We start from the raw sequence: 25,450 nt of genomic DNA, 5'->3' as shown, positions 1-25,450 counted from the left end.
CATGAAGGCAGTGGTCTTTCCCGGCCAGGGCGCCCAGCGGCGCGGCATGGGACGCGAGCTGTTCGACGCGTATCCCGAACTCGCCGACGAAGCCTCCGAAGTCCTCGGCTACTCCCTCCGCACGCTGTGCCTGGACGATCCGCATCAGCAACTGGGCCGCACCGAGTACACGCAGCCCGCGCTGTTCGTGGTCGGGGCGCTCGCCCACCGGCAGTGGCGCGAGAGCACCGGCGACGAGCCGGCCTTCCTCGCCGGGCACAGCCTGGGGGAGTACTGCGCCCTGCACGCCGCCGGCGCCTTCGACTTCGCGACCGGACTGCGCCTCGTCCAGCGGCGCGGTGCACTGATGGCGCAGGCACGGGGCGGTGGCATGGCGGCCGTGGTCGGGGTCGACGCGGCACGGCTGCGCGAACTCCTCGACGAAGGCGGCTTCCGCGGCCTGACCGTCGCCAACGACAACGCACCTCAGCAGAAGGTCGTGTCCGGCGACACCGCGACCGTCGACGCGCTGGTGGCATACCTTGAGGCGCGCGACATCCGCTGCGTGAGACTGAACGTGTCCGGCGCCTTCCACTCGCCCCTGATGCGGCAGGCGCAGCAGGACTTCGCCCGCTTCGCCGACGGATTCGCCCTCGGGGACCCGGCGACGCCCGTGATCGCCAATGCCACCGCGCGCCCGTACGTCCCCGGCCGGACCGCGCGCACGCTCGTCGACCAGATCGTGCAGCCCGTGCGCTGGACCGAGAGCGTGCACCACCTCCTCGACCAGGGCGTCACCGACTTCGTCGAACTCGGAGGCCGCGTGCTCGGCAGGCTGATCGACCAGATCCGCGCCGCCCCGCGGCCGGTCGCCCGCCCCGATGCCCCGGCTGCCGTGCCCGACACACCGGCCGCCGCGCTCGGCAGCCCCGTGTTCCGCCGGCGCATGGGTGTGCGCCACGCCTACGCCGTGGGCGGCATGTACCGGGGAATCGCCTCGGCCGAGATGGTCGTCAGGCTCGGCCGGCACCGCATTCTCGGCTTCCTGGGAACCGGCGGCCTGCCGCTCCCGGAGATCGAGCAGGGCGTGAAGGAGGTCCAGCACGGCCTGGCCGGCGGGCAGCCCTACGGCGTCAACGTACTGGCCGACCACGACGACCCTGCGGCCGAGCGCGCGCTGGTCGACGTGCTGATGCGCCACGGCGTCCCCGTCATCGAGGCGTCGGCCTTCATGCAGATGACCCCCGCGCTCGTTCTCTACCGGGCACGGGGACTCCGCCGCGGTGCCGACGGCCGGACGGTGTGCGACCACCGCATCGTGGCCAAGGTCTCCCGGCCGGAGGTCGCCGAGCAGTTCATGGCACCCGCCCCCGGGCCGGTCCTGGACCGGCTCCGCCGGGAGAACGCCCTCACCGACGAACAGGCGGAACTCGCCCGGACGGTGCCGATGAGCCACGACATCACGGTCGAGGCGGACTCCGGCGGGCACACGGACGGCGGCGTCGCCACGGTCATGATGCCCGCCATGCTCAAGCTCCGGCAGCAGGCCCAGGACCGGTACGGCTACGACGAACCGATCTGCATGGGGCTCGCCGGCGGCCTCGGCACCCCCGCGGCGGTCGCGGCGGCCTTCATGCTGGGCGCCGACTACGTACTCACCGGATCCATCAACCAGTGCACGGTGGAATCCGGCATGAGCACCGAGGTCAAGGACATGCTGCAGGACGTCGGCATCGCCGACACCGCCTACGCCCCCGCAGGCGACATGTTCGAATTCGGTGCCAAGGTGCAGGTGCTCCGCAAAGGCGTCTTCTTCCCCACGCGGGCCAACAAACTGTTCTCCCTCTACTCCCACTACGACGGCCTCGCCGATATTCCGGAGAAAACGCGCTCCCTCCTGGAGAGAACCTACTTCGGCAAGAGCATCGAAGAGGTCTGGGACGAAGTACGCGTTTATCTCCGGTCGCAGGGGCGCGACGCCGACATCGACCGGGCCGACGCCGAGCCCAAACAGAAGATGGCGCTGGTGTTCCGCTGGTACTTCTTCCACACCACGCGCCTCGCCATGAACGGCGACGGCTCCGGAAAAGTGAACTACCAGGTCCAGACCGGTCCGGCGCTGGGTGCCTTCAACCAGTGGGTCGAAGGCACCGAACTCGCCTCATGGCGGCACCGCCACGTGGACCGGATCGGCCTCATGCTGCTCGACGGCGCCGCCGAACACATCGCCACCGCATGCCGGCACTGGCGCGACACCCTCGGAGTGCCCAGTGCGTGACGGACCACCCACCGCAGTCGAGGAGAACGTGATGACCGCTCCGTCCACGGGCACCGAAGTCCGGCTCGCCACCCGCCCCGAGGGGTGGCCGACCGCTGAGAACTTCTCGGTCGTGCAGGCGGAACCGCCCGCAGTCAGGACCGGCCAGGTGCTGATCCGCAACCTGGTGATGAGCGTCGACCCGTACATGCGCGGGCGGATGAACAAAACCAGGTCCTACGTTCCGCCGTTCGCCGTCGGCAAGGCGCTCGACGGGGGCGCCGTCGGCGAGGTCGTCGTCTCGAAGTCCTCGCACCTGGCCGTCGGTGACCTGGTCCTGCACGGCCTCGGCTGGCGGGAGTACGCCGTCGTGGGCGCTGCCGGCGCGGTCAAGATCGACCCGGCGCTCGCGCCACCCGGCGCGTATCTCGGAGTGCTCGGCATGCCGGGGCACGCCGCCTACACGGGGTTGCTCAAGGCCGCCGAATTCCGGCCCGGCGACACCGTGTTCGTCTCCGGGGCCGCGGGCGCGGTGGGGTCCCTCGTCGGTCAGATCGCCCGGCTCTGCGGCGCGGAACGCGTGATCGGATCGGCGGGCAGTGCCGAGAAGGTCGCCTATCTGACCGGGGAGCTCGGCTTCGACGCGGCATTCGACTACAAGGACGGGCCGGTTCTCGAACAGCTGGCGAAGGCCGCGCCGACGGGCATCGACGTCTACTTCGACAACGTGGGCGGCGACCACCTGGACGCCGCCCTGGTCCTGGCCCGGACGGGCGCGCGGTTCGCCCTCTGCGGCAGCATCTCGCAGGCCAACGAGAAGGACCCCCCGGCCGGCCCACGGAACCTGGCGCAGGCCATCGCCAAGGGCATCACCCTGCGCGGCTTCCTCGTCGGTGGCCACGCCGATCTCCCGGACGAGTTCACCGCCCGCATGGGCGGCTGGCTGGCGGACGGGAGAATCTCCTACCGGGAGACCGTCGTCAGGGGACTGGAGAACGCACCCGCCGCATTCATCGACATGCTGCGCGGCGCCAACACCGGCAAAATGCTCGTGAGAATCGCCGAATGAAAGCGCCACGCCCTGCGGAAGGAAAGGGTGAACTCCAGGAAATTTCCTGTCTCCATGGAATTTTCTGTGGAATTGTTCCGCATTTTCTTCCCGGCGGGTATGGTGATCTCCAAGCGCAGACTCCACGCAGATGGCAGGCTTCACGCCGTGCGCAGTGAATTCCCCATCTGCCCCATTTTCCCCCGGCATTCAGCCCGCGGCGAGTAGATGTTTCCGGCGCTTCCGCCCGAATCCACGCGCCCACCGTGCAAGTTGCACCCCTTTCCGGTTCAGCAGACAGAAAAAACGGAGGACTTCCATGTCCAGCACGTCCACGACCGCCCCCGTCTCCGTCCCCGACCCCGAAGAGGTCGGACACCTCTACGACCGCCTCACCGCACTGGACACCGAAGCGGCCGGCGGCAGCCTCCACCTCGGCTACTGGGACGTCGACGACAACGACACCCCGCTCGTGGAAGCGGCCGACCGGCTCACCGACACGATGACCGACCGCCTGCGGATCGACCAGGGACAGCAGGTCCTCGACGTCGGCTGCGGAGTCGGCCAGCCGGCCATGCGGATCGCCCGGCGCACCGGCGCCCACGTCACGGGCATCGCGATCAGCAAGGACCAGATCGCCCGCGCCACCGCCCTCGCCGAGGGCGCCGGCCTGAGCGACCGCGTGGAGTTCCGGCACGCCGACGCCATGGAACTGCCCTTCCCCGACAACTCCTTCGACGCCGCCATCGCCATCGAGTCGATCTTCCACATGCCCGACCGCGGACGGGTCCTCGGCGAGATCCGCCGCGTACTGCGCCCCGGCGGCCGCCTGGTCCTCACCGACTTCTTCGAGCGCGGCCCCATCCCCGCCGAGAAGCAGCCCGCGGTGGACCGGCTCCTCCGCGACTTCATCATGACGCTGGCCCGGCCCGAGGACTACGTGCCCATGCTGCGCGACGCGGGCCTGCGCTTCGTCGAGCTCCTCGACATCACCGAGCAGAGCGTGCGGCAGACCTTCGAGCAGATGAGCAAGGGCTCCCAGGAGATGCAGACCGTCTTCGACGACGAGGCAGAGGAAAAGTTCAGCCCCGCCTCCATGATCGACGTCGACGAATTCGGCTCCGTGCTGCTGACCGCGCAGAAGCCCCTCTGACCGGGGACGTTCGAACGATGTGGCGCCGGAGGAGCGCCGGCCCACCCCCGGGCGACGGCGCGGCGCACCTCCGGCGCCACCGCGCACCCACCACCGATGAGGAGCGATATCCAGTGACCGGACCGACCGACGGCGGCACCCCACCCGCCTTCCCCTTCCCCCGCACCTGCCCTTACCGGCTGCCCGACGAGTACAAGGGCCTGCGCGAGAGCGGGCCCGTGTCGGAGGTGATCCTGCCGACCGGTAAGCCGGCGTGGATCCTGACCCGCTACGACGACGTTCGCAAGGCGCTGCTCGAACCGCGGCTCAGCTCCGACCGGGCCGATCCGAACTTCCCGATGCTGGTCGAGCTCGCCCGCAGCGACAAGGACTCCACACTGTCCCTGGCGGGCATGGACGCGCCCGAACACACCCGCGCGCGGCGCGCCGTGGTCGGCGAGTTCACCTTCCGCAGGATGGAAGCCCTGCGCCCGCGCGTCCAGGAGATCGTCGACGAGTGCGTCGACGCGATGCTCGCCGGCCCCAACCCGGCCGACCTGGTGAAGACGATGTCCTTCCCGGTGCCCTCCCTGGTCATCTGCGAGCTGCTCGGCGTGTCCGTCGCCGACCGCGACTTCTTCGAGGACCGCACCTCCCGCATGCTCAGCATGACCCTCCCGCCGCTGACCCGGCAGCAGGCGTTCTTCGACCTGCAGACCTACTTGGACGAGCTCGTGACGGCCAAGGAGAAGGTCCCGGGGGACGATCTGCTCAGCCGCCAGATCGCCAAGGGCCGAAAGGACGGCGCGTACGACCACGACGCACTCGTCGACCTGGCGTTCCTGCTGCTGACCGCCGGGCACGACACGACCGGAAACATGATCTCGCTGGGCATGCTCGCCCTGATGGAGAGGCCCGAGCTGCGGGCGCGCATCACCGGCGACCCCGGCAGCACACCGCAGGTCGTCGAGGAACTGCTGCGCTACTTCACCATCACCGACATCATCACCACGCGCGTGGCCAAGGAGGACGTCGAGATCGGCGGGCAGACCATCCGCGCCGGCGAAGGCGTCTTCGCGCTGGGCGGCTCGGCCAACCACGACCCGGACGTCTTCGAGAACCCCGGAAGGCTGGACGTCGACCGCGGCGCACGCCAGCACCTCGCCTTCGGCCACGGACCGCACCAGTGCCTCGGGCAGAGCCTCGCCCGGATGGAACTGGAGATCGTCTACGAGACCCTGCTCCGCCGCATCCCCGGACTCCGGCCGGCCGGCCCCGCTGAAGACCTGCCGCTGAAGAACGACGCGGCCATCTTCGGCCTGCACGAGCTCCCGGTCATCTGGTAGGCGGAGGCGGTGCGCGCGGGCCGGTGGTCGGAGGACTCAGGGGCTGGGCAGTGATGCGATCGGCTGTAGGACCCGCGGCGGCCGGTGTGGATACTGATCACCATGCGTATTGACTTCGATCCCGCTGCCATGTCCCGCAACGAGTTCTACCGGCTGCTGACCGCGACGGTGGTGCCCCGGCCCATCGCCTGGGTGTCGACCACCTCGGCGGACGGCACGCACAACCTCGCACCGCACTCCTTCTTCACGATCGCCAGTGTCTCGCCGCCCGTGGTGCAGTTCAGCTCCGTCGGGCGCAAGGACACTTTGCACAATGTCGAGGCGACCGGTCAGTTCGTGGTCAACTTTGCGCCCGAGGGGCTCTTCGAGCCGATCAATGACACGGGTACCGACTTTCCGCACGGGGTGAGCGAGTTCGAGGCGGCCGGGATCGCCACCGAGCCGAGTCTGCGGGTCAAGCCGCCGCGCGTGGCGGCCTCGCCGGTGGCGTTGGAGTGCGAGGTGCACAGTACGCTGCGGATCGGCGACGGCACCGTCGTCTTCGGGCGCGTGGTGCATGCGGCCGTGTCACAAGACGTACTGGTCGACGGGCACCCCGAGATTTCCCGGCTGAAGCCCCTGTCGCGGCTGGGGAAGGACGAGTGGGCCACGGTCTCCGGAGTACGCGAGATCTCCCGCATTCGGCACGCGGACTGGCAGGGGCCGGCGGGCGACCGGTAGAGGCCGTCGACAGGGGTCAGCGGTCAGCGGTCAGCGGTCAGCGGTCAGCGGCCCGGCCGAGGCAAGACAGGCGACCGTCCGCCCGCTCGGTCCCTCGCCCCCTCGCCCCCTTCCCCAGCGTTTCAAGTCAATTGGCCCATCGGCCACTTGGGGAATGTGGCGAGGTTCGGGACTGGGCCGTCATGGTTGTCCTTGCAAGGGTGTCAGTGGTGTAGGTGCCTGCCCGCGCAATGGACGACTGGAGTCGCTGTGACTGCTCTCCCTCCCGCGTTCCACGCTTCACCTGATTCCTCCGGCTCGGGCTCCGGCTCCGCGACCGGGCCCTCGCAAGTCAGCCGGCGGAGTGCGGTTCGGGCGGTGGCCGCCGGTGCGGTTGCCGGAGCGATGGCGGCAGCCGCGTACGAGCCGACGCCTGCGTACGCGGCCGGCAGCGAGCGGGCGCTGCGGGTCATGACCTTCAATCTGCGGTACGCCTCGGACGCCCGGCCGCACTCCTGGGCGGAGCGCCGCCCCGTGATGCGGGCCCTGCTCCGCCGGGAGATCCCGCACGTGCTCGGGACGCAGGAGGGGCTGTACGGGCAGCTGCGGGATATCGCGGCGGACCTCGGGCCGCACTACGCCTGGGTGGGAACGGGACGGGGCGGCGGAAGCAAGGAGGAATTCGCGGCCGTCTTCTATGACGTGCGGAGGCTTGCGCCGGTTGAATACGACCATTTCTGGCTGTCCGGCACGCCGTATCTGATCGCGTCGGCGACCTGGGGAAATACCGTCATTCGGATGGCGACCTGGGTGCGATTCCGGGAGCTGCGGACGGAGCGCGAATTCTATGTGCTCAACACGCATCTCGATCATGCGCATCAGTACGCGCGAGAGCGGTCCGCCGCTCTCATCACCGAACGGCTGGGTGGGCTGGTCAGCACGTTGCCCCGGATCGTCACGGGCGACTTCAATGTCGCCGCGCACAAGAATTCCGTGTACGACGCGATGCTCGGTGGCGGATCACTCGTCGACAGCTGGGACGCGGCCGATGAGCGCAGCCCGCAGTACGCCACCTTTCACGGCTACCGGCCGCTGGTACCGGACGGGGACCGGGTCGACTGGATCCTCACCTCGCCGGGGGTGCGCTGCCGGCGCGCCACGATCAATACGTATTCCGCGCACGGTCAGTATCCGAGCGATCACCTGCCGGTTCAGGCGCTGCTCGAATGGTGATGACGCCGGCCCTGCCCTAAGGGGTGTGCGAGTGCGCACCGCGGTGGGCTGCGGAGCCACGGATCTGCAGGCCGTCGAGGAGTTCCCGGGTCGCGGCGGTCACGGCGTCCACGGCCTGGTCGAACACCTCGCGGTTGTGAGCGGCCGGGGCGCGGAACCCGGAGACCTTGCGGACGTACTGCAAGGCCGCCGCCCGGATGTCCTCGTCGGTGACCTCGGGGGTGGCGGGCGGACGGAGCGTCTTGATGCTGCGGCACATGAGTCCAGTCTGCCGCGTGAGCCCGGCGATGAGGAGCGGGTCCGGTGTGCCGTGGAGGCCCGGCGCTATCCGTCGAGCCCGGTCACCCGCATCGTGATGTTGAGGCGCCCGCTGGACAGGCCGGACGCCGGATCGCCGGTGCCCGGCCGGACCTTGGTCACCCCGTGGTAGGCGAAGCGGGACGGCCCGCCGAAGACGAAGAGATCACCGGCGGCCAGCTCGATGTCGGTGTAGGGCTTGGTGCGCGTCTCGGTGTTGCCGAACCGGAAGACACACGTGTCGCCGATGCTCAGCGAGACGACCGGCGCGGGGGAGCGCTCTTCCTTGTCCTGATGCATGCCGAGCTTCGCCTGGCCGTCATAGAAGTTGATCAGAGCGGTGTCCGGGGTGTAGCCATCGCCGGCGGTGGCGTCCTGGTAGGCCTCGACCAGCGCGCGACGGCTCAACTCGACCATCCAGTCAGGGAACGCGGCCACCCGCGCCCCGTTCACATCGTCGGCGGTGCGGGTGTATGCGTACGGTTGCCAGTGCCAGCCGATGCACACGGTCTGGACGGACATCACGCCGCCGCGCGGGAGCCTCGTGTGACGGATCGGGGCCGGACCACGCGCCCAGCCCCGGCAGGCGGTGACGAGCTCACGCTGCTCGGCCAGGGGCAGCCAGCCGGGGACGTGGATGGCGCCGGGGGCGACTTCCTGGCGGAGCCCACGGGCGGCCCCGCTCCGGTCGAAGCCGGGAAGTGGGCTGCTCATGTGTTCCTGCCTCATTGCTGACTTCCCTCATCGCTGACTTCTTCCAGCGTGCCATGGCGATGCGTCGTGGCCCGAGGGGCCGGTGGACCGGTGAGCAGCTGGACAACCCAGCCGCGATCGACGGTCCAGGTGCCGCCGTCCGCGTCGGCGCCGCGCATGCCCTGGAGCGTCGTCCGGCCCGCGAGGGCGGGTACGCGGGAGTCGCCGAGCGCCGCGAAGCCGTACGTGCGTGCCGGGTCCCAGCCGGTGCTGTGGCGCAGCCGGCGGCTCATCTGCGCCCAGCCGAGCGGCGCGGCCGCCACCACCCAGGCATCCGGTTCCCCGGCGGTGAAGCGGCCGGCCGCCCGGAGCCAGGACGCGGCGGACTCCGGCCAGTCGATCACGGCCAGGACCGGCAGCCGGCCGAGCGCCCGCCACCCTTCGACGAAAGCCGCCGCGGCCGCACGCGACGCAGCGTCCCGGCTGTGCCCGACCACCACGGTGGAGATGCGGGCACCGGGCGAGGCCACGAGGTCCAGCAGAGCGGCGAGTTCGGCGTCAGTGTGCGGAGCGGGGGAGGGGAGGGGCCCGTACGCGGCCGCCTCCGCCCGGGAGAGAAGCGGAGAGGTCATCGGCTCACCAGCAGCAGCCCACCAGCGGCGCCACCGGCAGCGATGTCGCTCGCGGTGGCGGCGGTGTACGTCCCGGGAGTGGTCACGGCGCGTCCGTCCTCGGTCGTGTGCATTGCTCTCACGCTTCGAGTCTGCGGGTACGCGCGCCGCTTCCGCTGGCGGAAATCGGACGGCTTGGTGTGGTCGGCCGGCCCGGTTGCCCATGCCCGTGCCCCATGCCCGGTTGCCGGGTCGTCCGGTCGTCACCGACCTCCGTCCCGCCGATCAGCGATCCGCGCCTCTCGCTCACCACGTCGTGTGCGCGCAGGGCTCCGGGCTGGGCGCGACACCTGCTCGGGGCTCAGGGGCGGTAGTGCTCGGCGATCCGGGTTGCCACGCCGCCCTCAACGGTGACCCGGACCTCGACGGAGTTCATCTTGGCCGCCTTCTCCAGCTGTGCCTCGGTGCACGAGGAGGTGCCGTAACCGCTGCTGTCCACGGTGACGTTGCCGTCTGACGCGCAGATCACAGCCGCGCCAAGGGTCTTGGTCCCGGCGCCGACGAAAAACGCCTGCTCGGTCCCGGACGCCGGCGTCACGGTGAGCTTGCCGGGAGCCAGATACTTGAGGACGCCGGTCCAGGTGCCGTTGCTCCCTTTGCCGTGGGACGCCGATCCGGTGTCCGTACCGGCCCCGCCAGTGGTGCCGCCACCTGCCTTGTTGCCGCTTGCCCCGGCGCTCTGCCCGCCGCTTTTCGCTGTCTCGCCCGACTTCCGGCCCGCTTCCGCGTCTTCGTTGGCTGCGGTGTCGCCGAGGGCGGCCGCCTCCTTGGACCGGTTCACGGGGTCGGGGCTCGTCGAGACCTTGGTGCTCGGCTTGGTGCTGTTCTGGCCGGTGCCGCAGGCGGTCAGCGAGAGGGCGGCGACGGCGATCAGCGAAGCGGCAACGATCGTGCGTCCACGGCGGAGGACGGGAGGTAAGGCGCTGGTGGTGTGGATGCTGGTGTGGGTGGCATCTGCGGCACCGGTGGCGGTTGCGGTGAGGTCGATGTCGGTCTCAGGGCCCTTCTTCCAGGACATGAGAATCTCCCTTGCGTGCACGCTGCCGCTCCGCATTCCGGTGGAATCGTGGCGTCGCTGCGCTGGCTTCGGCGTTGGCTGTGCCGATGGTCGTCGGCGTTCGCACCGCTTCGATGAGCGGAACACGCATCAGCTTGGTGCCGATGGCTGCCGATCCACTAACGCGCCACTAACGCCGCTGCCACATCCCCCCATCCACGCTGACCTTGGGCTATGCCGCCTCGACGACCTCCGCGCGCACCGCCAACGTCCAGATCTCCAGCAGCACCGCATACTCCGCCATGTCCTGCGCCGACCACGCCAGTCCGCGCCGGGCGCGGACGAATCGCCGAATCGATTCGTTCGCCTCGGCGGCGGGAACGGGGACATCCGTGTGGGCAGAAGGAGTTGGGGACATATAAGCCATGCTAGGGGCAGACACTGACAACGCGATCCCGCGCGCATCGGCCCTCCGTCCGTATTTCGCCCTTCGCGCCCCCGTCCTTACGCCGTCTCAACTTCCTGACCAGCCAGGATCGTCGGCCGCCCGATCCGCCCTCGCTACCTGCATGTGTCCATTCCCACACGCTCCGCGATCATCGAGGGTGAAGGGCGGACCCCGGCGCCGGCAGCTACCGCCCCTCGACGCCCAGCCGCCGATACCCCGCCCTCAGCTCCCGCCCCAGCCGTCAACACTGCGCCCTCAACACCTCCACCCTCAATGGAGAAAGAGGCACAACGGGTGTCCCGCCGGATCGAGCAACACCCGGACATCGTCCTGAGGCTGGAAGTCGGCGCGCGTCGCCCCCGCCGCGACCGCATACGCCTCGGCCTCATCAAGGTCATCGACCCGCATGTCGAGATGCAGCATCTTCTGCTGTTCCCCAGGTCGTTCCGGCCACACCGGGGCCTGGTATCCCGGCTCGGACTGGAACGAGAGCCCGGTACCCCCGTCCGGGTCTCTGACGAGTACCCAGTCCGGCTCGCTGTAGGTCACCTCCCACCCGAGCAGCCGCCGGTAGAAGCCCGCCAGCACATGCGCATCCGCGCAGTCCAGGACCACCGTCCCGAGCGAAAACCGAGGTCTCCCGGCCACCTTCACCCCTTTCGCCGCGATGTCGCCGCGTACCGACAGGTCCTTCCCTCGCCGCCGCATCCGCAGCATGCGAGGGCTCCCGTCTGCCCGGCCGCGGCACGAGGGGCGCGAGGGGCGCGAGGGCCGCACTGGCCGGGCCCGCCGGCCCGCCCGTCCGCTCGTCTGCCGGTCTGCCGGTCTGCCGGTCTGCCGGTCGTCCGGTCCGCCGGTCCGTCCGTCGGTCCGTCCGTCGGTCCGTCCGTCCGCCGTTGTCAGTGGTGCCCCGTACCGTGGCTCCCGTAACTATCCGAGCTGCTGGCGCTTCTCGGACCCGCCCCGCTCCCGTGACAGCGCGCGGGGGCGGGGCACCCTCAGAAGCCACCGCTGCCTGTCCCGCCTCTCCCTCTCTCCCTCATGAGGCGCGGCGGGCGGGAGTGGGTGAGGATGGAAGGGCGGAGGTGCAGCGGCGCGCGTCCAGCGGCGTGGGGAGCGCCGCCCACAGCACCTGCCGAGTCGTATTCGGGAGGCCACGATGGAGGATTACCCGGAAAGCTATGAGCTGGTATTTCAAGCTCCCGCGGTGGAGGACGACGTGGTGATCGTCCGTCGTACCGAGCGGGCAGGAGCTGGCGGGTATCCGGTCTACGAGGATGAATCGGGGATCGTACGCGCAGAGATCAGCGACCGGGGCGAGGTCCGCATGCTGGCCAGCGGCGGACATCAGATGCTCAAGACACCGATGCTGGCGCGGCCACTCACTCCGTGAGCCGCAGGCTTCTCAGCGGCTCCTCGTCGGGCTGGGCGCCCTCTGTCGACCGTTCACGCTGAGTGGATGGTCGATAGCAGCATGTTCCGAGTGCGGAGCCGCATGGTGGTGCCCGGCCTGCCCGGACCGTGGCGTTGGCCGGCGTCGGAGGTTGCCCGGCATCCATGACTCTCCGTGTAAGGCACGCGACTCTTCGTGAGTCGCTACTTCTCTTCCATGGATCATCGCTTCCCTTTGAGGGCGCTACTCGCCGTCGCGCGGCCTCCCTCACAGGCTGCGGAGATGGCCTCGCCGCTGGGGTGTCCGTCCCCCGTCCCGCCGCGCGGCGTTCTCCTTGCCGTCGCTGCCGTCGCTGCCGTCGCTGCCGTCGCTGCCGTCGCTGCCGTCGCTGGCCTCGTTGGGCGCGTCGGGCTCATTGACCTCGCTGTTTCCGGTGTCTTCGGTCGCGGTGTCAGGTTCGGATTTCGGCTCGGGGGCGGTGGCGTGTCCTTCGAGTACGGCCATGGCGCGTTCCAGCGTCTCACCGGTGACTTGCATCCGGATCCTGGCCAGTCGTTCTAACTCGGTACTCGACACCACGTCAGCGTACCTGTAGTGCCTTCAAACCTGCTCACAGCACAAGAGCCTGTGTGCAGAGGGGAGTTGATGGTAGTGGCAGCCTTCAACTTGGTGAGGTGGCGGACTTCCGGATCTATCAGACTTACCGGACTCCGTAATTACGGGGAGCCGGTGAGCGCGCGGGTGACGGCGGCTTCGGCATGAAGCCGTGTGGTCGGAAATACCGGGACCGGGCTGTGCTCCGGCTTGATGAGCAGCTCGATCTCGGTGCAGCCCAGGACGATGCCCTCGGCCCCGGCGGCGACGAGGTCCCTGATGATGGCCATCAATGACTGCCGGGACTCGTCACGGACGATGCCCTGGCACAGCTCCTCGTAGATCGTGCGATGGACGATTCGTCGTCCGGCGGCATCCGGGACCCGCACCTCCAGCCCATGGCTTTCCAGCCGGTTGCGGTAGAAGTCCTGCTCCATGGTGAAGGCGGTGCCCAGCAGCCCGATGCGGCGCAGCCCGCTGTCACGTACGGCATCCGCTGTGGTGTCGGCGAGGTGTAGGAGCGGGACGGTGACGGCGGCGGCAACCTGGCCGGCGACCTTGTGCATGGTGTTGGTGCAGAGCAGCAGTATTTCGGCGCCGGCCGCCTCCAGTGCCCTGGCGGCTTCGGCGAGTACCCCGGCTGCCTGCTCCCAGCGCCCTTCGGTCTGTAGTCGTTCGATCTCCGCGAAGTCCACGGAGTAGAGCACGCAGCGCGAGGAGTGCAGGCCGCCCAGACGCTCCCGCGTCAATTCGTTGAGCAGCCGGTAGTACTCCGCCGTCGACTCCCAGCTCATGCCTCCGAGCAGCCCGATCGTCTTCATGCGGGCACTATGGCACGGGGCTGGAGGCGAAGCCGGGGCCGTGTTGGGGCTGCTGTGCCGGGTCCTGCTCCCGGTTCTGCCCGGTCGGTCCGGCTATCGCCGGGAAGGTCCGCCGGACGTTGTCAACGAGGGCTGGCTGGATAGTCGTGGGTGCCGGAGGAAGGCTCAATGCGTTGCCGTGCGAGGCCTCCGCTGCCGTGCCGGGCTGTCGCACCACCTGCTGGTCAGCGGTGCGGCACGCCAGCCAGAACTGCAGGAGGCCGGGCTTCAGTTGCGGCTCGTCCGCCAGGATCGTGCCGCGCTCCTGTCCTTGCCCCTCTCTCCTGTTTCTGTTTCTGTCCCTCGTCCATTCCGGTCCCGCAGTAGCGGCCCGGTAGTCGATTGGGTGAAGGGCTGGATGGCAGGCGGTTGACTCGGAGCACTGCATGGTGGGCGCGGTGGTCCTCTCCGGCGCTGGCGCCGGTGAATTGGCGATCGTTCTATACCTACAGCGGTTTGACGGCGGCCCTCTGCGCGTATCCCGAGTTTGCGAACACCGGGAGCGACACCGTGCGGCGCCAGGAGGCCGCGGTCTTCCTCGCGAACGTCAGCCATGAGACCGGTGGCCTGGTGTATGCGGTGGAGCAGAACACCGCGAACTATCCCTGTGGTACTGGAACACGCAAACCGGACCGGGCACCATGACGCCGCACCACGCGATGGTCAGTGGCGCCGGATTCGGTGAGGCCATCCGCAGCATCAACGGTTCGCTCGAATGCAACGGTGGCAACCCCGGCCAGGTGCGGAGCCGGATCAACAGCTATCAGAGCTTCGTGCAGATCCCGGGGACCGCACCTGGCGGCAACTTGGGCTGCTGACACGGTGTGCGGGCGGAACGGCGTGGTCGAGGAACGAGCCGACGGTCCGGGCGAACTGAACCGGGTCGTCGAGCCATGGGAAGTGGCCGCCGCCCGCCTGGACGCATGGTTCGGCCCCGGAGAGTAACTGCGCCGCGGCGGCGGCCGGGTCAGCAGCGGGCATGGGCCGTGATGTCCGCACCGAATTCGTCGAGCATCGCGGGGGTGACCGTGGGCCGGCAGCGGGCGAGGGCGGCGAGGTAGTCATCGGTGCTTGCCCCGAGCCGCCCACGTGCCCCCGCACCCACCCCGATCGCCTCCAGGTCCCGCTCGAAAGAAGCCTGCGCGGCCACCCGGGCGGCGTGCTCGATATCGGCCGGGGTGAACAGCTCGCTGGCCGCCACCAGCGCCGCGATGTCCACATCGGCCCGGCCGTCCGTGTACCGGGACCAGATCGCCGAGCGCGCCGCCGGGTCCGGCGTGCTGATCGGGATCACGTAGTCGAACCGGCCGGGGCGCAGGAACGCCGGGTCGAGCGACCGAAGGGAATTGGTCGCGCACACCAGCAGCCGCTCGTCCCGCTCCCGGAATCCGGGTATGAGCTTGAGCAGCTCATTGGTCACGCCGTGCAGCCCGCCCGGCTGCGCGGGTTCGCCGCGGACCGGGGCGATCTCCTCGACCTCGTCGATGAAGACGAGGACCCGCTCCAGTTCCGCGATCCGGGCGAAGGCGGTGCGCAGGGCAGCCGCCAGATTTCCCCCATCGGCCAGCCGGGACGGAAGCAGCTCGACGAACGGCCAGCCGAGGCGGGCGGCGATGCCCCGGGCGAAGGTGGTCTTCCCGGTGCCCGGCGGGCCGAAGAGGGCGATCGCCCGCGGCGGCCGTACGCCGTGCCGGGCAGCTCGCTCCGGCTCCGCCAGCGGCAGCACGACCCGTCGCTCGATGAGATCCTTCTCCGCTTCCATGCCGGCCACCTTGGCCCACAGGTCGGCGGGCAGAAACCGCCCGCCGAGGTCCTCCAGGAGGCCGGCCGCGGGCCCGTGATGCGGCTCCACCTTCTCGAAGTAGGCGACTGCGGGCTGCCGGGTGTAGCCCGCATTGAGCAGTCCCTCCCCGAGAAGGTCTTCCTCGGGGAGCACATAGGCGATCCGGCTCACCCGGGCGGCGATCAGCCGCCGCTCCAGCTCCACCAGCAGGGCACTCGCCAGTCCCCGGCCGCGCCAGGACGAGGAGATCGCGATCCGCATCACCCAGCCCCGCTCACCGGCCACACACGCGAGCGCCGCCCCGATGGGAGCACCGTGGTGGACGGCCACCACGGCGGGCTGCCGAGAGGTCAGCGCGCCGATGCACTCCGCGAGGGAGAACACGGACTCCTGGCCGAGGTCGGCCGTGGAGTCGATCAGATGGACCACCTCGGCGAGATCGTTCTCGCGGTAGTCGTGGATGAGCCAGTTCACCGGTACCGCCCCTCATTGGTGATGGTGGTGATGTGGTGGCAGTGAGGCTAGGGGCGGCGGGGGAGCGGGGCCTGCTCCACCGTGCACAATCCGGGGCGCGGACCGCTACGGTCCGTACGTAGCCAGATCTGGCGCGGCTGCGATCGGGCCGGAGCGCCGGTGGCTCGCCGCTCCGGGCTCCGACCGCCGCGAATCCGCTGGCCGGGCCGGCTCGGCCGATGACATGCTGTCCGGCGTGAACGGTCCTGAGATCCCCTTCGTCATCGCCCCTGAGCTGCACCTTTTCGTTGGGGCGGCGCACGCCACCGCCGCCGGTGCGCCCGTGGTGACCGACGGTTCCTCGACGCTCGGCCACGTCGTCGAATCGCTCGGCGTCCCGCTCACCGAGGTCGGACGGCTGGTCGTGAACGGTGCCGAGGTGCCCGTATCCCATGTCCCGCGGGCGGGGGAGCGCGTCGAGGTGTACGCCGTCGAGCGCCCCCAGCGGTTCCCCGGTGCGCCGCTGCGGTTCTTGCTCGACGTTCACCTCGGCACCCTGGCGCGCAGGTTGCGGCTGCTCGGCGTCGACGCGGCGTACACGAATGAGGACCCCGGCGACGCCGCACTGGCGGCGCTCTCGGCGAAGGAGCGACGCGTACTGCTCTCCCGGGACCGGGGGCTGCTGCGACGGCGGGAGATCTGGGCGGGCGCGTTCATCTACAGCGACCGGCCCGATGAGCAACTCCGGGACGTACTGGACCGGTTCGCGCCCGAGCTCGCACCCTGGACCCGCTGCACCGCATGCAACGGCCCGCTCACGGACGCGGACAAGGACTCGGTCCGTGAGCACCTTGAACACGGCACTCAGCGGACGTACGACGTCTTCGCCCAGTGCACCGCATGCGGGCGCGTCTACTGGCGAGGGGCGCACCACTCCCGGCTGGAAGCGATCGTCGAAAAGGCTCTCCGGGACAGCGCCACCTGACCGGCGCGACCGTCCGTCGGTGTTTCATGTGAAACACAGGACCGCCCGTCGGAGCGGCCCTTCGGGTGTATCGAATCCCTCCATCCGAGTGAGCGTGGCCGGCCTTTCGTGTACTCATGGCCCGGGCATCTCCCCGAAAGGGAGGGCAGAGGAGACGACAGCGGGCCTTGCTGGCGGGTGCTGTGGGGTGAGTCCGACGGCACCGTGCGGCGGTTCACCGTGTGCCCGACGAACGTGTTCTCGCCGAATCGTGTGCCCACCGAATCGCGTGTCCACCGAATCGTGTCCCCGTCGAATCGTGTGCCCGCCGGGAGAAGAGGGGTGTCCGTCCTCGCGGCAGAGGACGAGGAGGGATGCGGCACCCGGCGAATGACGAGATCCGGTCGCCACCGTCTGCCGAACGGCCGGGCCCTGGAGGGGTGTTAAGGCATTCTTTTCCTTCTGCGGAATTGAGCTTCGAGTCATTGCTGTGCCCGCTGGGCGTCCGTCGACTGTGCGTCTCTCGCGGGCTGGGCCGGTGCCCCCACCGCACGACGCCCCCACCGCACGACAGCCCCACCGCACGGCAGGCCCACCGCACGACGGCCCCACCGCGTACGCCGGAACTGACGTTGCCTCCTGACGAGCCGCCTCCGAGTCATCGGAGGGCCGTCGGGGCTGTCGGCGGCGTCGGCGAGTCAGGGGCGACCCCGCTCGCGACGCCCGTTCAGTACCGAATGACTCCGCTCTGACGGGCTGTCGAGGCGCCGTCGAGGCCCTTTAGCCCACTCGTAACGCGACACGCCGACGACGCGCGCCGTCCAACGGGTGAATCCGCTGCCTTCCGCCACCCGAAGAGCCCAGGGGGTACCTCGAATGCGACGTTCTCCGGTGGTGCGAGGCCGCAATCCGGCTGACGGTGATCACGTCGCCACTGCGATCCGATGAGCCGACAAAGAGTCAGCCTTCGCAGTTGCGCCGAAAGGAACATGTCCCCATGCGCACTGCTCGCACCCTGTTCGCTTCAGCCGCCATTACGGCGGTGCTCGCAATCTCTGCCCCTGCTGCGAACGCCATGATCACGGAGGACATTGCCGCGGACAGTGGTTCTTCCTCCAGCAACCACGACCACGACCGGAACGGCGACCGCGACCGCGGCCGTGGCGACCGTGACCGCGACCGCGGTCGGGGCGACCGCGACCGTGACCACTGCCGTGACGGCCGCGGCGGCGACCGTGACCGTGGCCGCGGCGGCGACCGTGGCCGTGACGGCCGCGACGGCCGCGATGGCCGCGGCGACCGTGACCGTGGCCGCGATGGTGGCCGTGACGGTGGCCGTGACGGTGGCCGTGACGGCGGCCGTGACGGTGGCCGTGGTCGTGGCGGCGACCGTGACCGCGACCGCGGTCGCGACGGCCGCATGGACCGCTGCCGTGACCACATGCCCAGCGGTGGCGTGCACACCGGTGGTGGCGCCATGGCCAAGGTAGTCGTCGCTGACTGGGACCAGGGCAGCGGCTACGGCGACGACCACGGCCGTGGCGGCCGTGACGGCGGCCGCGACGGTGGCCGTGACGGCGGCCGTGACGGTGGCCGTGGTCGTGGCGGAGACCGTGACCACGGCCGCGGTGGCTACGGCGACCGTGACCGCGACCACGGCCGTGGTGGCTACGGCGACCACGACGGTGGCTACGGCGACCGTCAGCGGCCGCACGGTGGCATCCACACCGGTGGTGGCGGCATGGCGACCGGTGGCGGTCTGGCTGCCGGCTCCGTGCTGATGCTGGGTGGTCTCGGCGCCGGCGCCTACATGCTGCGCCGTCGCAACACCTCGGGCGCCTCTGCGGCCTGATCCGGCTGCTCCGTTACGGAGGCCGCTCTGCTGTCGCGGCCACCGCTCCTCGTGGACGGTGGCCGCGGCGCTTTCTTTACCGCCGTTGCACTGCCCTAGCTGCCGTCCCGTTCATGAAAGGCTCCGTCACATGACCGCCCCGCAGTCACCCCAGCCGAATTCCCGTCCACCCCGGCTCGCCTCCGCGTCCCGCCCCGTCGGCCGCGGCCTGCTGTGGTCTGCGGGAGCGTTCCTGCTGGGTTCTCTCCTCGTCTACAACTCCGTGGACACCTCGGCAGACCCCAAGCCGCTGTCCGGCCCCGCGGTGGCCTCCTCCGCCACGCCGGGAAGCCGTACGGCCACCTCCCCGCGGGTCCCCGATCTGGCTCTGCCGCGTTCCGCGCCGAGGCGGGTGTCGATCCCGGACATCGCCGTCGACGCGCCCTTCACCACGCTGACCCTGAGCTCGACCGGCCAGCTCAATGCACCGCCCGGGAATGACAGAAATCTCGTCGGCTGGTACAAGGACGGTGCGTCACCGGGTGAGCGCGGATCCGCGATCATCGCCGGTCACGTGGATACCAAGACCGGACCGGCGGTGTTCCTGCAACTTGAGTCGCTCAAGCAGGGCGCCTCGATCAACATCACTCGCGAGGACGGTGTCGTCGCAACCTTCAAGGTCGACTCCGTGGAGACCTTCGCCAAGTCGAACTTCCCCAACGACCGGGTCTACGCCGATGCTTCCACCGCGCAGCTCCGCGTGATCACCTGCGGCGGCGCCTATGACAGGAAGGTCAAGGACTACGTCGACAACATTGTGGTGTTCGCCCACCTCGCCTCGTACAGACGTGCCTGAGCGGGCTCTCCTCGCACTCCGGAGACCACCCGGGCACCTCACGACTGGCCCAGGCCGACCTCGTCGTCGGCCTGGGCTTCGTCATGGCCAAAGCCCGGGCGGGGCGCGCCGGAACTATCCCCGGGCCCGGACGCTCGCGTCCCAGCGCCAACCCGTGCGGCGGGAGTGGCCCGGCAGCGCGCCGCGCCCGGTGGCCCACAGCAGGGTCGCCCAGGGATCGTGGCCCTCCTCCGGGACGTCGGGGAACAGCCGGGCGAGCACCCACAGGCACAGATCCGCGGGCGGGTTCCATGCGAGGCCCAGCCCCCGCGCCAGGTCGTAGGTGTGCACCAGGGTCTCGACCGTGCCCATCGCGGCGAAGCCCTCGGGGTCGGACACCCCGAACACATGGTGCGCCCGCGCCTGCGGCGACGCCGTCCGCACCATGGCCACCAGCAGCGCCCCGCTCGCCTCCAGCACCTGCAGCAGCCCGGCGGGCCCCGCCGCACGGTCGGCGTGCACGGCGCCGGCGGGCCCACCGGCTCGCCGGCTCTCCCGCACGAAGGGCACGTTGCCCTCCAACGGCGGTTTCCTGGGGCCCAGTTGGACGGCGTAGGTGAAGAGGGCGCCGCTGAGGTGATCGATCGTCTCCCAGCAGTCCCACTCCAGCGAACCGGCCTTGCGGTCCCAGGCCGTCGGCGGAGCCTCGTGCAGTGCCGCCACGGCGAGCTGTACGGCACCCTCCAGCGCGTCGGCAGGGCCGGCGAACGGCCGCGGAGCTCGGGCTTCGGTTGCTCGGGACATGGTGGGACCGTACCGCGGGGCTGGAGAACGGGCGGAGCCGGGCCTGCTGGTGCCCGTCGCACGGTTCTGACGGTCTATCGTGAGCACATGTCCGCCCCTGAACTGATCCGTATCGTCTCGCGCGATTCGCCCATGGCTCTGGCCCAGGTGGAGCGCGTCCGCGCCGAACTCAGCGCGCTGCACCCCGGCATCGCCACGGAGGTCATCCCGGTCAAGACGACCGGCGACCGCTGGATGGGCGCGCTCTCCCAGGTCGAGGGGAAGGGGGCGTTCACCAAGGAGGTGGACGCCGCCCTGCTGGCCGGTGCGGCGGACCTCGCGGTGCACTGCGTCAAGGACATCCCGGGCGACCGCCCGTTGCCGGCCGGTACGACGTTCGCCGCCTTCCTGGAGCGCGACGACGTCCGTGACGCGCTGATCCACCCCGGCGGGCTCACCCTTGACGAGCTGCCCGACGGCACCCGGATCGGTACGTCGTCGGTCCGCCGGATCGCCCAGCTCGCGGCCTCCCATCCGCATCTGCAGTGTGTGCCGATGCGCGGCAACGCCAACCGCCGCATGGAAAAGCTCGCGGCCGGGGAGGCAGACGCACTGCTGCTGGCCGTCTCCGGTCTCGAACGCATCGGCCGTACGGATGTGATCACCCAGATCCTGTCGGTGGACGAGATGTGTCCGCCCGTCGGAGCGGGTGTCCTGGCCCTCCAGTGCCGCGAGGGCGACACCGAGACCATCGATGCCGTCAGCGGTCTCGGCCACCCCCGGACGTTCCAGGAGACCACCGCCGAACGCATGCTGCTGCACGTCCTGCAGGGCCACTGCAACAGCCCGATCGCCGGCTACGCCAAGACCGACCGCCGCGGCGAACTGTCCCTGCGCGCCTGTGTCTTCACCCCGGACGGAAAGACGGTCCTCAACGCGCACGAGTGGGCCGGCCCGCTCACCCCGGAGACGCTCGGTACGTCCGTGGCCGTCGCCCTGCTGCGTCAGGGCGCCCGCGAGCTGATCGACGGCATCGCGCACTGAGGCTGTCTGTCACACACGGCTGCTCTCGTGCACGGCTGCTCTCCTGTACGGCTGCCTCGCCGGGCAGGAGAGCAGTACGAGGGCAGCACGACGGGAGTGGCGAGACCGGGGGCGATCAGCGCGGTCCGTCGGTGAGGTCGACCCGGAACGTCAGCAGGCGGGTACCGACCGCACGTACGGCAGCACTGTTGAGGCGCGGCAAGGTCTTGAGCCGGGCACGGGCATCGTCGTGCGGGACCGGATGCGCAGTGCCGGCGTACCACCGCCCCTTGATCCGGACCCGGACCTGCGGATCCGCCCGGATGTTCCGCACGTACTGCGACCTGTCGCCGTACTCCGAGACGAACCAGAACTCACGCCCGATGCGGCGGCCACCGATCGGAGTCCGCCGGGGCAGTCCGGACTCGCGCCCCGTCGTCTCCAGCAGGGTCTGACGCGGCAGCCTGGAGAGGACGGGGTTGCCGATCTTCCTCTGGAACGAGGTGACGGCCCGATACTTGATCTCTTGGTAGCGCGACATGGTGGCTGGCCTCCCGTTCCTTGCCGTGACCGTGGCCATGACGAGGGGCACGGCCGCGCCGGACCCGTTCATGATCCCCCGTCAGGCGGGGCGTGTCTCCTCGGGGTCGTCCGGCTGCCTGACCGTGTCGTGCGGGCTGTCGCCCTGCCACGGCACGACCACGACCTGTTCGTCGTCCTCGTAAATGATCTTTCCGGGGTCGGTGGACTCCAGTCGTTCGCAGTCCACGTCATGGGCGGCCAGAAGTGCCACGTAGCCGTCCACCCGCTCGATGAGCCGCACGGCGGAGGTCTTGAACCATGCCACCGCCCCGGGGTTCAGGTCGCGGTCGTAGACGGTGGGATCGACATGGGAGGGGTTGGTGTAGTGGGCGTCGTACCAATCGTTCCCGGCGCGCCAGAAGCGGTACTGCTCCTCGCTCAGCCTGCCGTCCCGCGCGAGGCCGTTGGCGAGGGCGAAGATTCCGGGGAAGTGGCCTCGGGGGCTGCGCCGGGTCCCCTGAAACCTCACGTACAGCGTGTCACCCACGACATCCCCGGCACCCACGAAATCCCCTTCACCAGACCCCTCACCCACGAGATCGACCTCACCCACGAGATCGCCTCCAGTTGCTTCCGATGCTTCTCACGGTTTGCGGCATGGACTCATCGTGACCGAGGGAGCCCTGATGGGGCATGGTTCTCGCCAATCCGCGCGCTCCCGGAGCTCGAAGAGGGGGGAGGGGGCGGGTCGCTCAGCCGGCTGCTGTTATCTGCTTCACTTGCTGCATCGGCCGCACCCGCCACGGCGCCGCCAAACCGGCTCTACGCAGGCATGATGCGTGTCGTCAGCATCGGTCTCAGGCGCCGAGCTGATCTTTGCGTGCTCGCCGCGGTCATGACACGATGTCCAGCGCCGCACGGGGGAGCGGCGCATGTGGGGCACACCTCCCTTTGCGCACCGCGTATTCACCGTGGTGCTCCCTTGTTCTCAGGGCGGCAAGAACCTACCGAGCCGCAGCCGAAGAACCACAAGGGAATGGGATTACCGAGATGACTACCTCCACGCACCCCTCCAGCCAGACCCCTATCTACGAAGAGCTCGTCGAGGAGCAGGGCGATATCCTCGCCGAAGCCCGTGCGGCCGCGGAGCATTCGCAGCTGACGGCGTCCCGGGCGCTGGACTGGAGCGATCTCCGCCGTCGCGATTGACGCACCTCTCGCCATCCGTCGCCGGCTGCCGCCTAGCCATTTTCGGGGAAGGCATCCAAGAGCCGCGTCGGCGCCGCTTGCTTCCATGAGTCCACGAGGATGTCCCGCAGTTCGGCCATGTCCTCCAGTGCGGACAGCCGTACCCGCACCCAATGGGAACCGGCCTCATGGGGCGGCACCCAGAACTTTTCCGGTTCCGCCGCGATCAATTCCTGCCGCTCATGAATGGGGCATCGCACGGCGACCGATGTCTCGTCGTCGGGGACGGTGAGGAACATCTTCCCGGCCACCCGGAAGGTGGGCATTTCCCAGGCCTCTTTCTCCACCGTCTCGGGCAGGGAGAGGGCGATACGGCGGACATCAGTGGAATCGATCACGCCACCACCTTAGGCGGGGGCGCCATTCCTGGGCAGCTCTTGGTGAGGCCGTTCATGAGGCCGTTCATGACGCCGTTCATGGGGTCCTTCATGGGGTCCTTCATGGGGAAGTGCGCGGTGCGGCGGGATCGGAGCGGGGCTCCGCACGGCCCTGCCGGGTGCCCCGGGCCGCTACGGCCTGCGCAGCAGGGTGATCCCGTCCTCCTCCGCCATCTGGACGTAGCCGTGCGCGCGGTAGAGACGCAGCATGCGCTGGGTCTGCGCCACCGGGCAGGGGGTCTTGACGGTCGGATCATGACGGTCCGAGACCACCCAGCGCGGGGGATCGGCCGGGAGAGCGGTCGGCGCCGCCGGATCGGATCCGGTGCCGAAGCAGACCAGGCTGACAGTGGTGCGCCCGGTCAGCATCGGTGCCAGCCGGTTCGACGAGGCGACGGTGTCCCCGTCGGGGATGCGCGCCAGCAGCCGCTCCGCCGTACGGACATGGGCCGGGGTGCGCCATGCCCAGGGGAGCACCAGGTCGTGGAGCGGGTACACCGCCGCGGTGACCGCGGTGAAAGCGGCGGAGAAGGCGAGGAGCCTGCGGCGGCGGGGAGGCGGCACCAGATCCGTCCGGCGGTGCAGCACGTCCACGAAACCGGCGAACACGAGGGGCATCAGGATCGCGTTGTAGTGGAAATTCGGCTGCCAGTAGTGCTCGTTGCCGGCCAGCAGCCGCCAGGCGAGCGTGGGCACGCACAGCAGTGTCAGGGGCGAGCGCAGGCCGAAGAACGCGGTGGGTGCGGCGAGCATGAACAGCAGCAGCCACTTCATGGGCGGCCAGAACAGGTGCAGCCCGAGAGACGCGACACCGACGGCACTACCGGCCGACGAGGCCTCTCCCGGCATCTGATGCCAGTAGTCGAAGCCGCCACGGGGATTCATGGCAGGCAGCAGAACGAGAATTTCGACCGCCGTTCCCACTGCTCCGATGCATACGACGGCCAGGCCGAGCAGAATCGGGGAGCCCCGCCGCGTCGTTTCCTGCGTACGGCGTTCGCGCAGTCCCTGCCATGCGATATAGCCACCGATGGCGGCGAGCGTGAGTCCGAGGTCTTCCTTCACCAAGAGGAGTGGCAGCGCCCAGGCTGCCGCCGCCCGCCAACGCCGGTGCCCGAGCGCGGTCACGCTGAAAGCGAGCAGGGGCACCGCGAAGCAGATCTCATGGAAGTCCTTGGTAACTCCCGTGACCAGGCCCCATGAGGCGCCCAGCGCACAGCCCACGGCCAGACCGGTGACCGGTCCGACGGCCCGGTGCGCCCAGCGGGTGAGGGGGTAGCAGGCCAGCGCCATCAGGGCGGCCTGCACCACGAGCAGCGTGACCGAGCTGGGGAAGAGCCGGTACAGCGGGGCGACGAGCACCAGGATGGGGTGGAAGTGATCGCCGAGAAGATTGAAGCCCGGGCCCTTGAGTTCCACGACCGGGGCCTGGCCGTGCGCATAGGCGCGGATGGCCTGCTCGAATATCCCCAGGTCGTAACCGGCGTTGAGCATGCGATCGTTCCGCAGCAGCGACACCACGGTGTACACAGCAAAAAACACCGCGGTCACGGTCCAGCCCATTGCCTGTGGGCCGGGCAGACGTTTTCCGAGCGCGGTGCCGAAGTCCGAGAGTTTCCGGTCCACGGATATTCGCCCGGCCCACGGGCTCCTGAGCCGCTCCACCGTCTCCACCATCGCACCCACCGTCATCGACTCAGAAAAGAACACGGTGTACCGCCCCCGTCGCTCTGTTGGGCGGCGTGGAAGTCCACGGATGTTTCCCGGGGGCCGGTTTCCCGGCGGTGCTGCTGATGTGCGGCCGGCTCACCGGAATTCCCCTCCCGCCCCGGCCCGCCCGGACGGCGGTACGACCGCCGGAACGCACCGCACGTGAGTGTAACCCCGCGTCCCACCGGGCCAGTTCGATGAGGCGGGGAAAGGGTGCGGGGAATTGCGGCGGAGCGGCTCAGGAGCCCGTGGGCCGGGCGAATATCCGTGGACC

Annotated in this window: 27 protein-coding genes and 1 pseudogene; 12 read left to right on the top strand and 16 right to left on the bottom strand. The window is 69.7% G+C overall.

Annotated elements, in window-relative coordinates:
• The first annotated feature begins 1 nt into the window (after position 1).
• The 6 genes from fabD to EST54_RS11175 all read left to right on the top strand — a co-directional run bounded on the left by fabD (position 2) and on the right by EST54_RS11175 (position 7,694).
• On the top strand, positions 2-2,257 hold the full coding sequence (gene fabD, locus EST54_RS11200) for an ACP S-malonyltransferase (RefSeq protein ID WP_129247456.1): 2,256 nt from the start codon (positions 2-4) through the stop codon (positions 2,255-2,257).
• Between the two features lie 31 nt (positions 2,258-2,288).
• Positions 2,289-3,305 carry an NADP-dependent oxidoreductase gene (locus EST54_RS11195; protein ID WP_129247455.1) on the top strand — a complete coding sequence of 339 codons (1,017 nt, stop codon included), beginning with the start codon at positions 2,289-2,291 and terminating at the stop codon, positions 3,303-3,305.
• A gap of 298 nt (positions 3,306-3,603) precedes the next feature.
• Positions 3,604-4,437, top strand: a complete 834-nt coding sequence (locus tag EST54_RS11190) for an SAM-dependent methyltransferase (protein ID WP_129247454.1) — start codon at positions 3,604-3,606, stop codon at positions 4,435-4,437.
• Positions 4,438-4,550: 113 nt separating this feature from the next.
• Positions 4,551-5,762: a cytochrome P450 gene (locus EST54_RS11185; protein WP_129247453.1), complete on the top strand. Its 1,212-nt coding sequence runs from the start codon at positions 4,551-4,553 to the stop codon at positions 5,760-5,762.
• A gap of 102 nt (positions 5,763-5,864) precedes the next feature.
• Positions 5,865-6,482 carry a flavin reductase family protein gene (locus EST54_RS11180; protein ID WP_129247452.1) on the top strand — a complete coding sequence of 206 codons (618 nt, stop codon included), beginning with the start codon at positions 5,865-5,867 and terminating at the stop codon, positions 6,480-6,482.
• Positions 6,483-6,866: 384 nt separating this feature from the next.
• A complete protein-coding gene (locus EST54_RS11175; RefSeq protein WP_239013827.1) occupies positions 6,867-7,694 on the top strand; it encodes an endonuclease/exonuclease/phosphatase family protein in 828 nt (275 codons plus the stop codon).
• A gap of 16 nt (positions 7,695-7,710) precedes the next feature.
• Here EST54_RS11175 and EST54_RS11170 read toward each other — a convergent pair whose 3' ends face one another.
• From EST54_RS11170 to EST54_RS11145, 7 genes are all read right to left on the bottom strand, one after another.
• Complete coding sequence (locus tag EST54_RS11170) at positions 7,711-7,953, bottom strand: DUF2277 domain-containing protein (protein ID WP_129247450.1); 243 nt, start codon at positions 7,951-7,953, stop codon at positions 7,711-7,713.
• A gap of 65 nt (positions 7,954-8,018) precedes the next feature.
• Positions 8,019-8,705 (bottom strand): alpha-ketoglutarate-dependent dioxygenase AlkB family protein, encoded by a 687-nt coding sequence (locus tag EST54_RS11165; RefSeq protein WP_129247449.1) that lies wholly within the window; start codon positions 8,703-8,705, stop codon positions 8,019-8,021.
• A gap of 11 nt (positions 8,706-8,716) precedes the next feature.
• On the bottom strand, positions 8,717-9,316 hold the full coding sequence (locus tag EST54_RS11160; protein ID WP_174857429.1) for a hypothetical protein: 600 nt from the start codon (positions 9,314-9,316) through the stop codon (positions 8,717-8,719).
• Positions 9,313-9,438, bottom strand: coding sequence for a hypothetical protein (locus EST54_RS35855; RefSeq protein ID WP_275416157.1), 126 nt, complete (start codon positions 9,436-9,438; stop codon positions 9,313-9,315). The genes EST54_RS11160 and EST54_RS35855 overlap by 4 nt, the downstream gene beginning before the upstream one ends.
• A 218-nt stretch (positions 9,439-9,656) precedes the next feature.
• A complete protein-coding gene (locus EST54_RS11155; protein ID WP_129247448.1) occupies positions 9,657-10,373 on the bottom strand; it encodes a hypothetical protein in 717 nt (238 codons plus the stop codon).
• A 211-nt stretch (positions 10,374-10,584) separates the two neighbouring features.
• On the bottom strand, positions 10,585-10,770 hold the full coding sequence (locus EST54_RS11150) for a hypothetical protein (protein WP_106430567.1): 186 nt from the start codon (positions 10,768-10,770) through the stop codon (positions 10,585-10,587).
• Positions 10,771-11,070: 300 nt separating this feature from the next.
• Positions 11,071-11,517: a VOC family protein gene (locus EST54_RS11145; protein ID WP_372448278.1), complete on the bottom strand. Its 447-nt coding sequence runs from the start codon at positions 11,515-11,517 to the stop codon at positions 11,071-11,073.
• A 442-nt stretch (positions 11,518-11,959) separates the two neighbouring features.
• Between EST54_RS11145 and EST54_RS11140 the strand changes: the two genes are divergently transcribed.
• Positions 11,960-12,193: a DUF6296 family protein gene (locus EST54_RS11140; protein WP_040901270.1), complete on the top strand. Its 234-nt coding sequence runs from the start codon at positions 11,960-11,962 to the stop codon at positions 12,191-12,193.
• 267 nt (positions 12,194-12,460) lie between these two features.
• Here EST54_RS11140 and EST54_RS11135 read toward each other — a convergent pair whose 3' ends face one another.
• Both EST54_RS11135 and EST54_RS11130 read right to left on the bottom strand, forming a co-directional pair.
• A complete protein-coding gene (locus EST54_RS11135) occupies positions 12,461-12,769 on the bottom strand; it encodes a hypothetical protein (protein WP_129247447.1) in 309 nt (102 codons plus the stop codon).
• Between the two features lie 140 nt (positions 12,770-12,909).
• The gene (locus EST54_RS11130) at positions 12,910-13,608 is read right to left on the bottom strand and encodes an aspartate/glutamate racemase family protein (protein ID WP_129247446.1); all 699 of its coding nucleotides are present in this window, start codon (positions 13,606-13,608) and stop codon (positions 12,910-12,912) included.
• A 474-nt stretch (positions 13,609-14,082) separates the two neighbouring features.
• Between EST54_RS11130 and EST54_RS11125 the strand changes: the two are divergent.
• Positions 14,083-14,465, top strand: a pseudogene (locus EST54_RS11125) (chitinase); the annotation flags it as partial.
• A 149-nt stretch (positions 14,466-14,614) separates the two neighbouring features.
• Here EST54_RS11125 and EST54_RS11115 read toward each other — a convergent pair.
• On the bottom strand, positions 14,615-15,904 hold the full coding sequence (locus EST54_RS11115; protein WP_129247445.1) for an ATP-binding protein: 1,290 nt from the start codon (positions 15,902-15,904) through the stop codon (positions 14,615-14,617).
• Positions 15,905-16,139: 235 nt separating this feature from the next.
• On the opposite strand from EST54_RS11115, the gene EST54_RS11110 reads away from it, so the two are divergent.
• Complete coding sequence (locus tag EST54_RS11110) at positions 16,140-16,868, top strand: Mut7-C RNAse domain-containing protein (protein ID WP_129247444.1); 729 nt, start codon at positions 16,140-16,142, stop codon at positions 16,866-16,868.
• 1,003 nt (positions 16,869-17,871) lie between these two features.
• On the opposite strand, the gene EST54_RS34040 is transcribed toward EST54_RS11110, so the two are convergent.
• Positions 17,872-18,561, bottom strand: a complete 690-nt coding sequence (locus EST54_RS34040; protein ID WP_154074015.1) for a hypothetical protein — start codon at positions 18,559-18,561, stop codon at positions 17,872-17,874.
• A 268-nt stretch (positions 18,562-18,829) separates the two neighbouring features.
• On the opposite strand from EST54_RS34040, the gene EST54_RS11100 reads away from it, so the two are divergent.
• On the top strand, positions 18,830-19,534 hold the full coding sequence (locus EST54_RS11100; RefSeq protein ID WP_129247443.1) for a class F sortase: 705 nt from the start codon (positions 18,830-18,832) through the stop codon (positions 19,532-19,534).
• A gap of 114 nt (positions 19,535-19,648) precedes the next feature.
• Here the strand turns inward: EST54_RS11100 and EST54_RS11095 are convergent, their stop codons facing one another.
• Entirely contained in the window at positions 19,649-20,317 is a 669-nt protein-coding gene (locus EST54_RS11095) for a maleylpyruvate isomerase N-terminal domain-containing protein (RefSeq protein ID WP_129247442.1), read from the bottom strand.
• 87 nt (positions 20,318-20,404) lie between these two features.
• Between EST54_RS11095 and hemC the strand changes: the two genes are divergently transcribed.
• The gene (hemC, locus tag EST54_RS11090; protein ID WP_129247441.1) at positions 20,405-21,340 is read left to right on the top strand and encodes a hydroxymethylbilane synthase; all 936 of its coding nucleotides are present in this window, start codon (positions 20,405-20,407) and stop codon (positions 21,338-21,340) included.
• A gap of 115 nt (positions 21,341-21,455) precedes the next feature.
• On the opposite strand, the gene EST54_RS11085 is transcribed toward hemC, so the two are convergent.
• Positions 21,456-21,860: a nitroreductase/quinone reductase family protein gene (locus EST54_RS11085; protein WP_129247440.1), complete on the bottom strand. Its 405-nt coding sequence runs from the start codon at positions 21,858-21,860 to the stop codon at positions 21,456-21,458.
• 81 nt (positions 21,861-21,941) lie between these two features.
• Positions 21,942-22,388, bottom strand: coding sequence for a hypothetical protein (locus EST54_RS11080; protein ID WP_129247478.1), 447 nt, complete (start codon positions 22,386-22,388; stop codon positions 21,942-21,944).
• A gap of 503 nt (positions 22,389-22,891) precedes the next feature.
• Between EST54_RS11080 and EST54_RS34630 the strand changes: the two genes are divergently transcribed.
• Positions 22,892-23,050 (top strand): hypothetical protein, encoded by a 159-nt coding sequence (locus EST54_RS34630; protein WP_167511525.1) that lies wholly within the window; start codon positions 22,892-22,894, stop codon positions 23,048-23,050.
• A 32-nt stretch (positions 23,051-23,082) separates the two neighbouring features.
• Here EST54_RS34630 and EST54_RS11075 read toward each other — a convergent pair whose 3' ends face one another.
• Both EST54_RS11075 and EST54_RS11070 read right to left on the bottom strand, forming a co-directional pair.
• Positions 23,083-23,427 (bottom strand): MmcQ/YjbR family DNA-binding protein, encoded by a 345-nt coding sequence (locus EST54_RS11075; RefSeq protein WP_129247439.1) that lies wholly within the window; start codon positions 23,425-23,427, stop codon positions 23,083-23,085.
• 171 nt (positions 23,428-23,598) lie between these two features.
• Entirely contained in the window at positions 23,599-25,143 is a 1,545-nt protein-coding gene (locus EST54_RS11070; protein ID WP_244942494.1) for a DUF2079 domain-containing protein, read from the bottom strand.
• Positions 25,144-25,450 lie beyond the last annotated feature (307 nt).

This window comes from Streptomyces sioyaensis (assembly GCF_004122735.1).
GTDB lineage: Bacteria > Actinomycetota > Actinomycetes > Streptomycetales > Streptomycetaceae > Streptomyces > Streptomyces sioyaensis.
The sequence above is the reverse complement of the archived record's forward strand: the minus strand, read 5'-3'. Positions and strand labels throughout refer to the sequence as shown.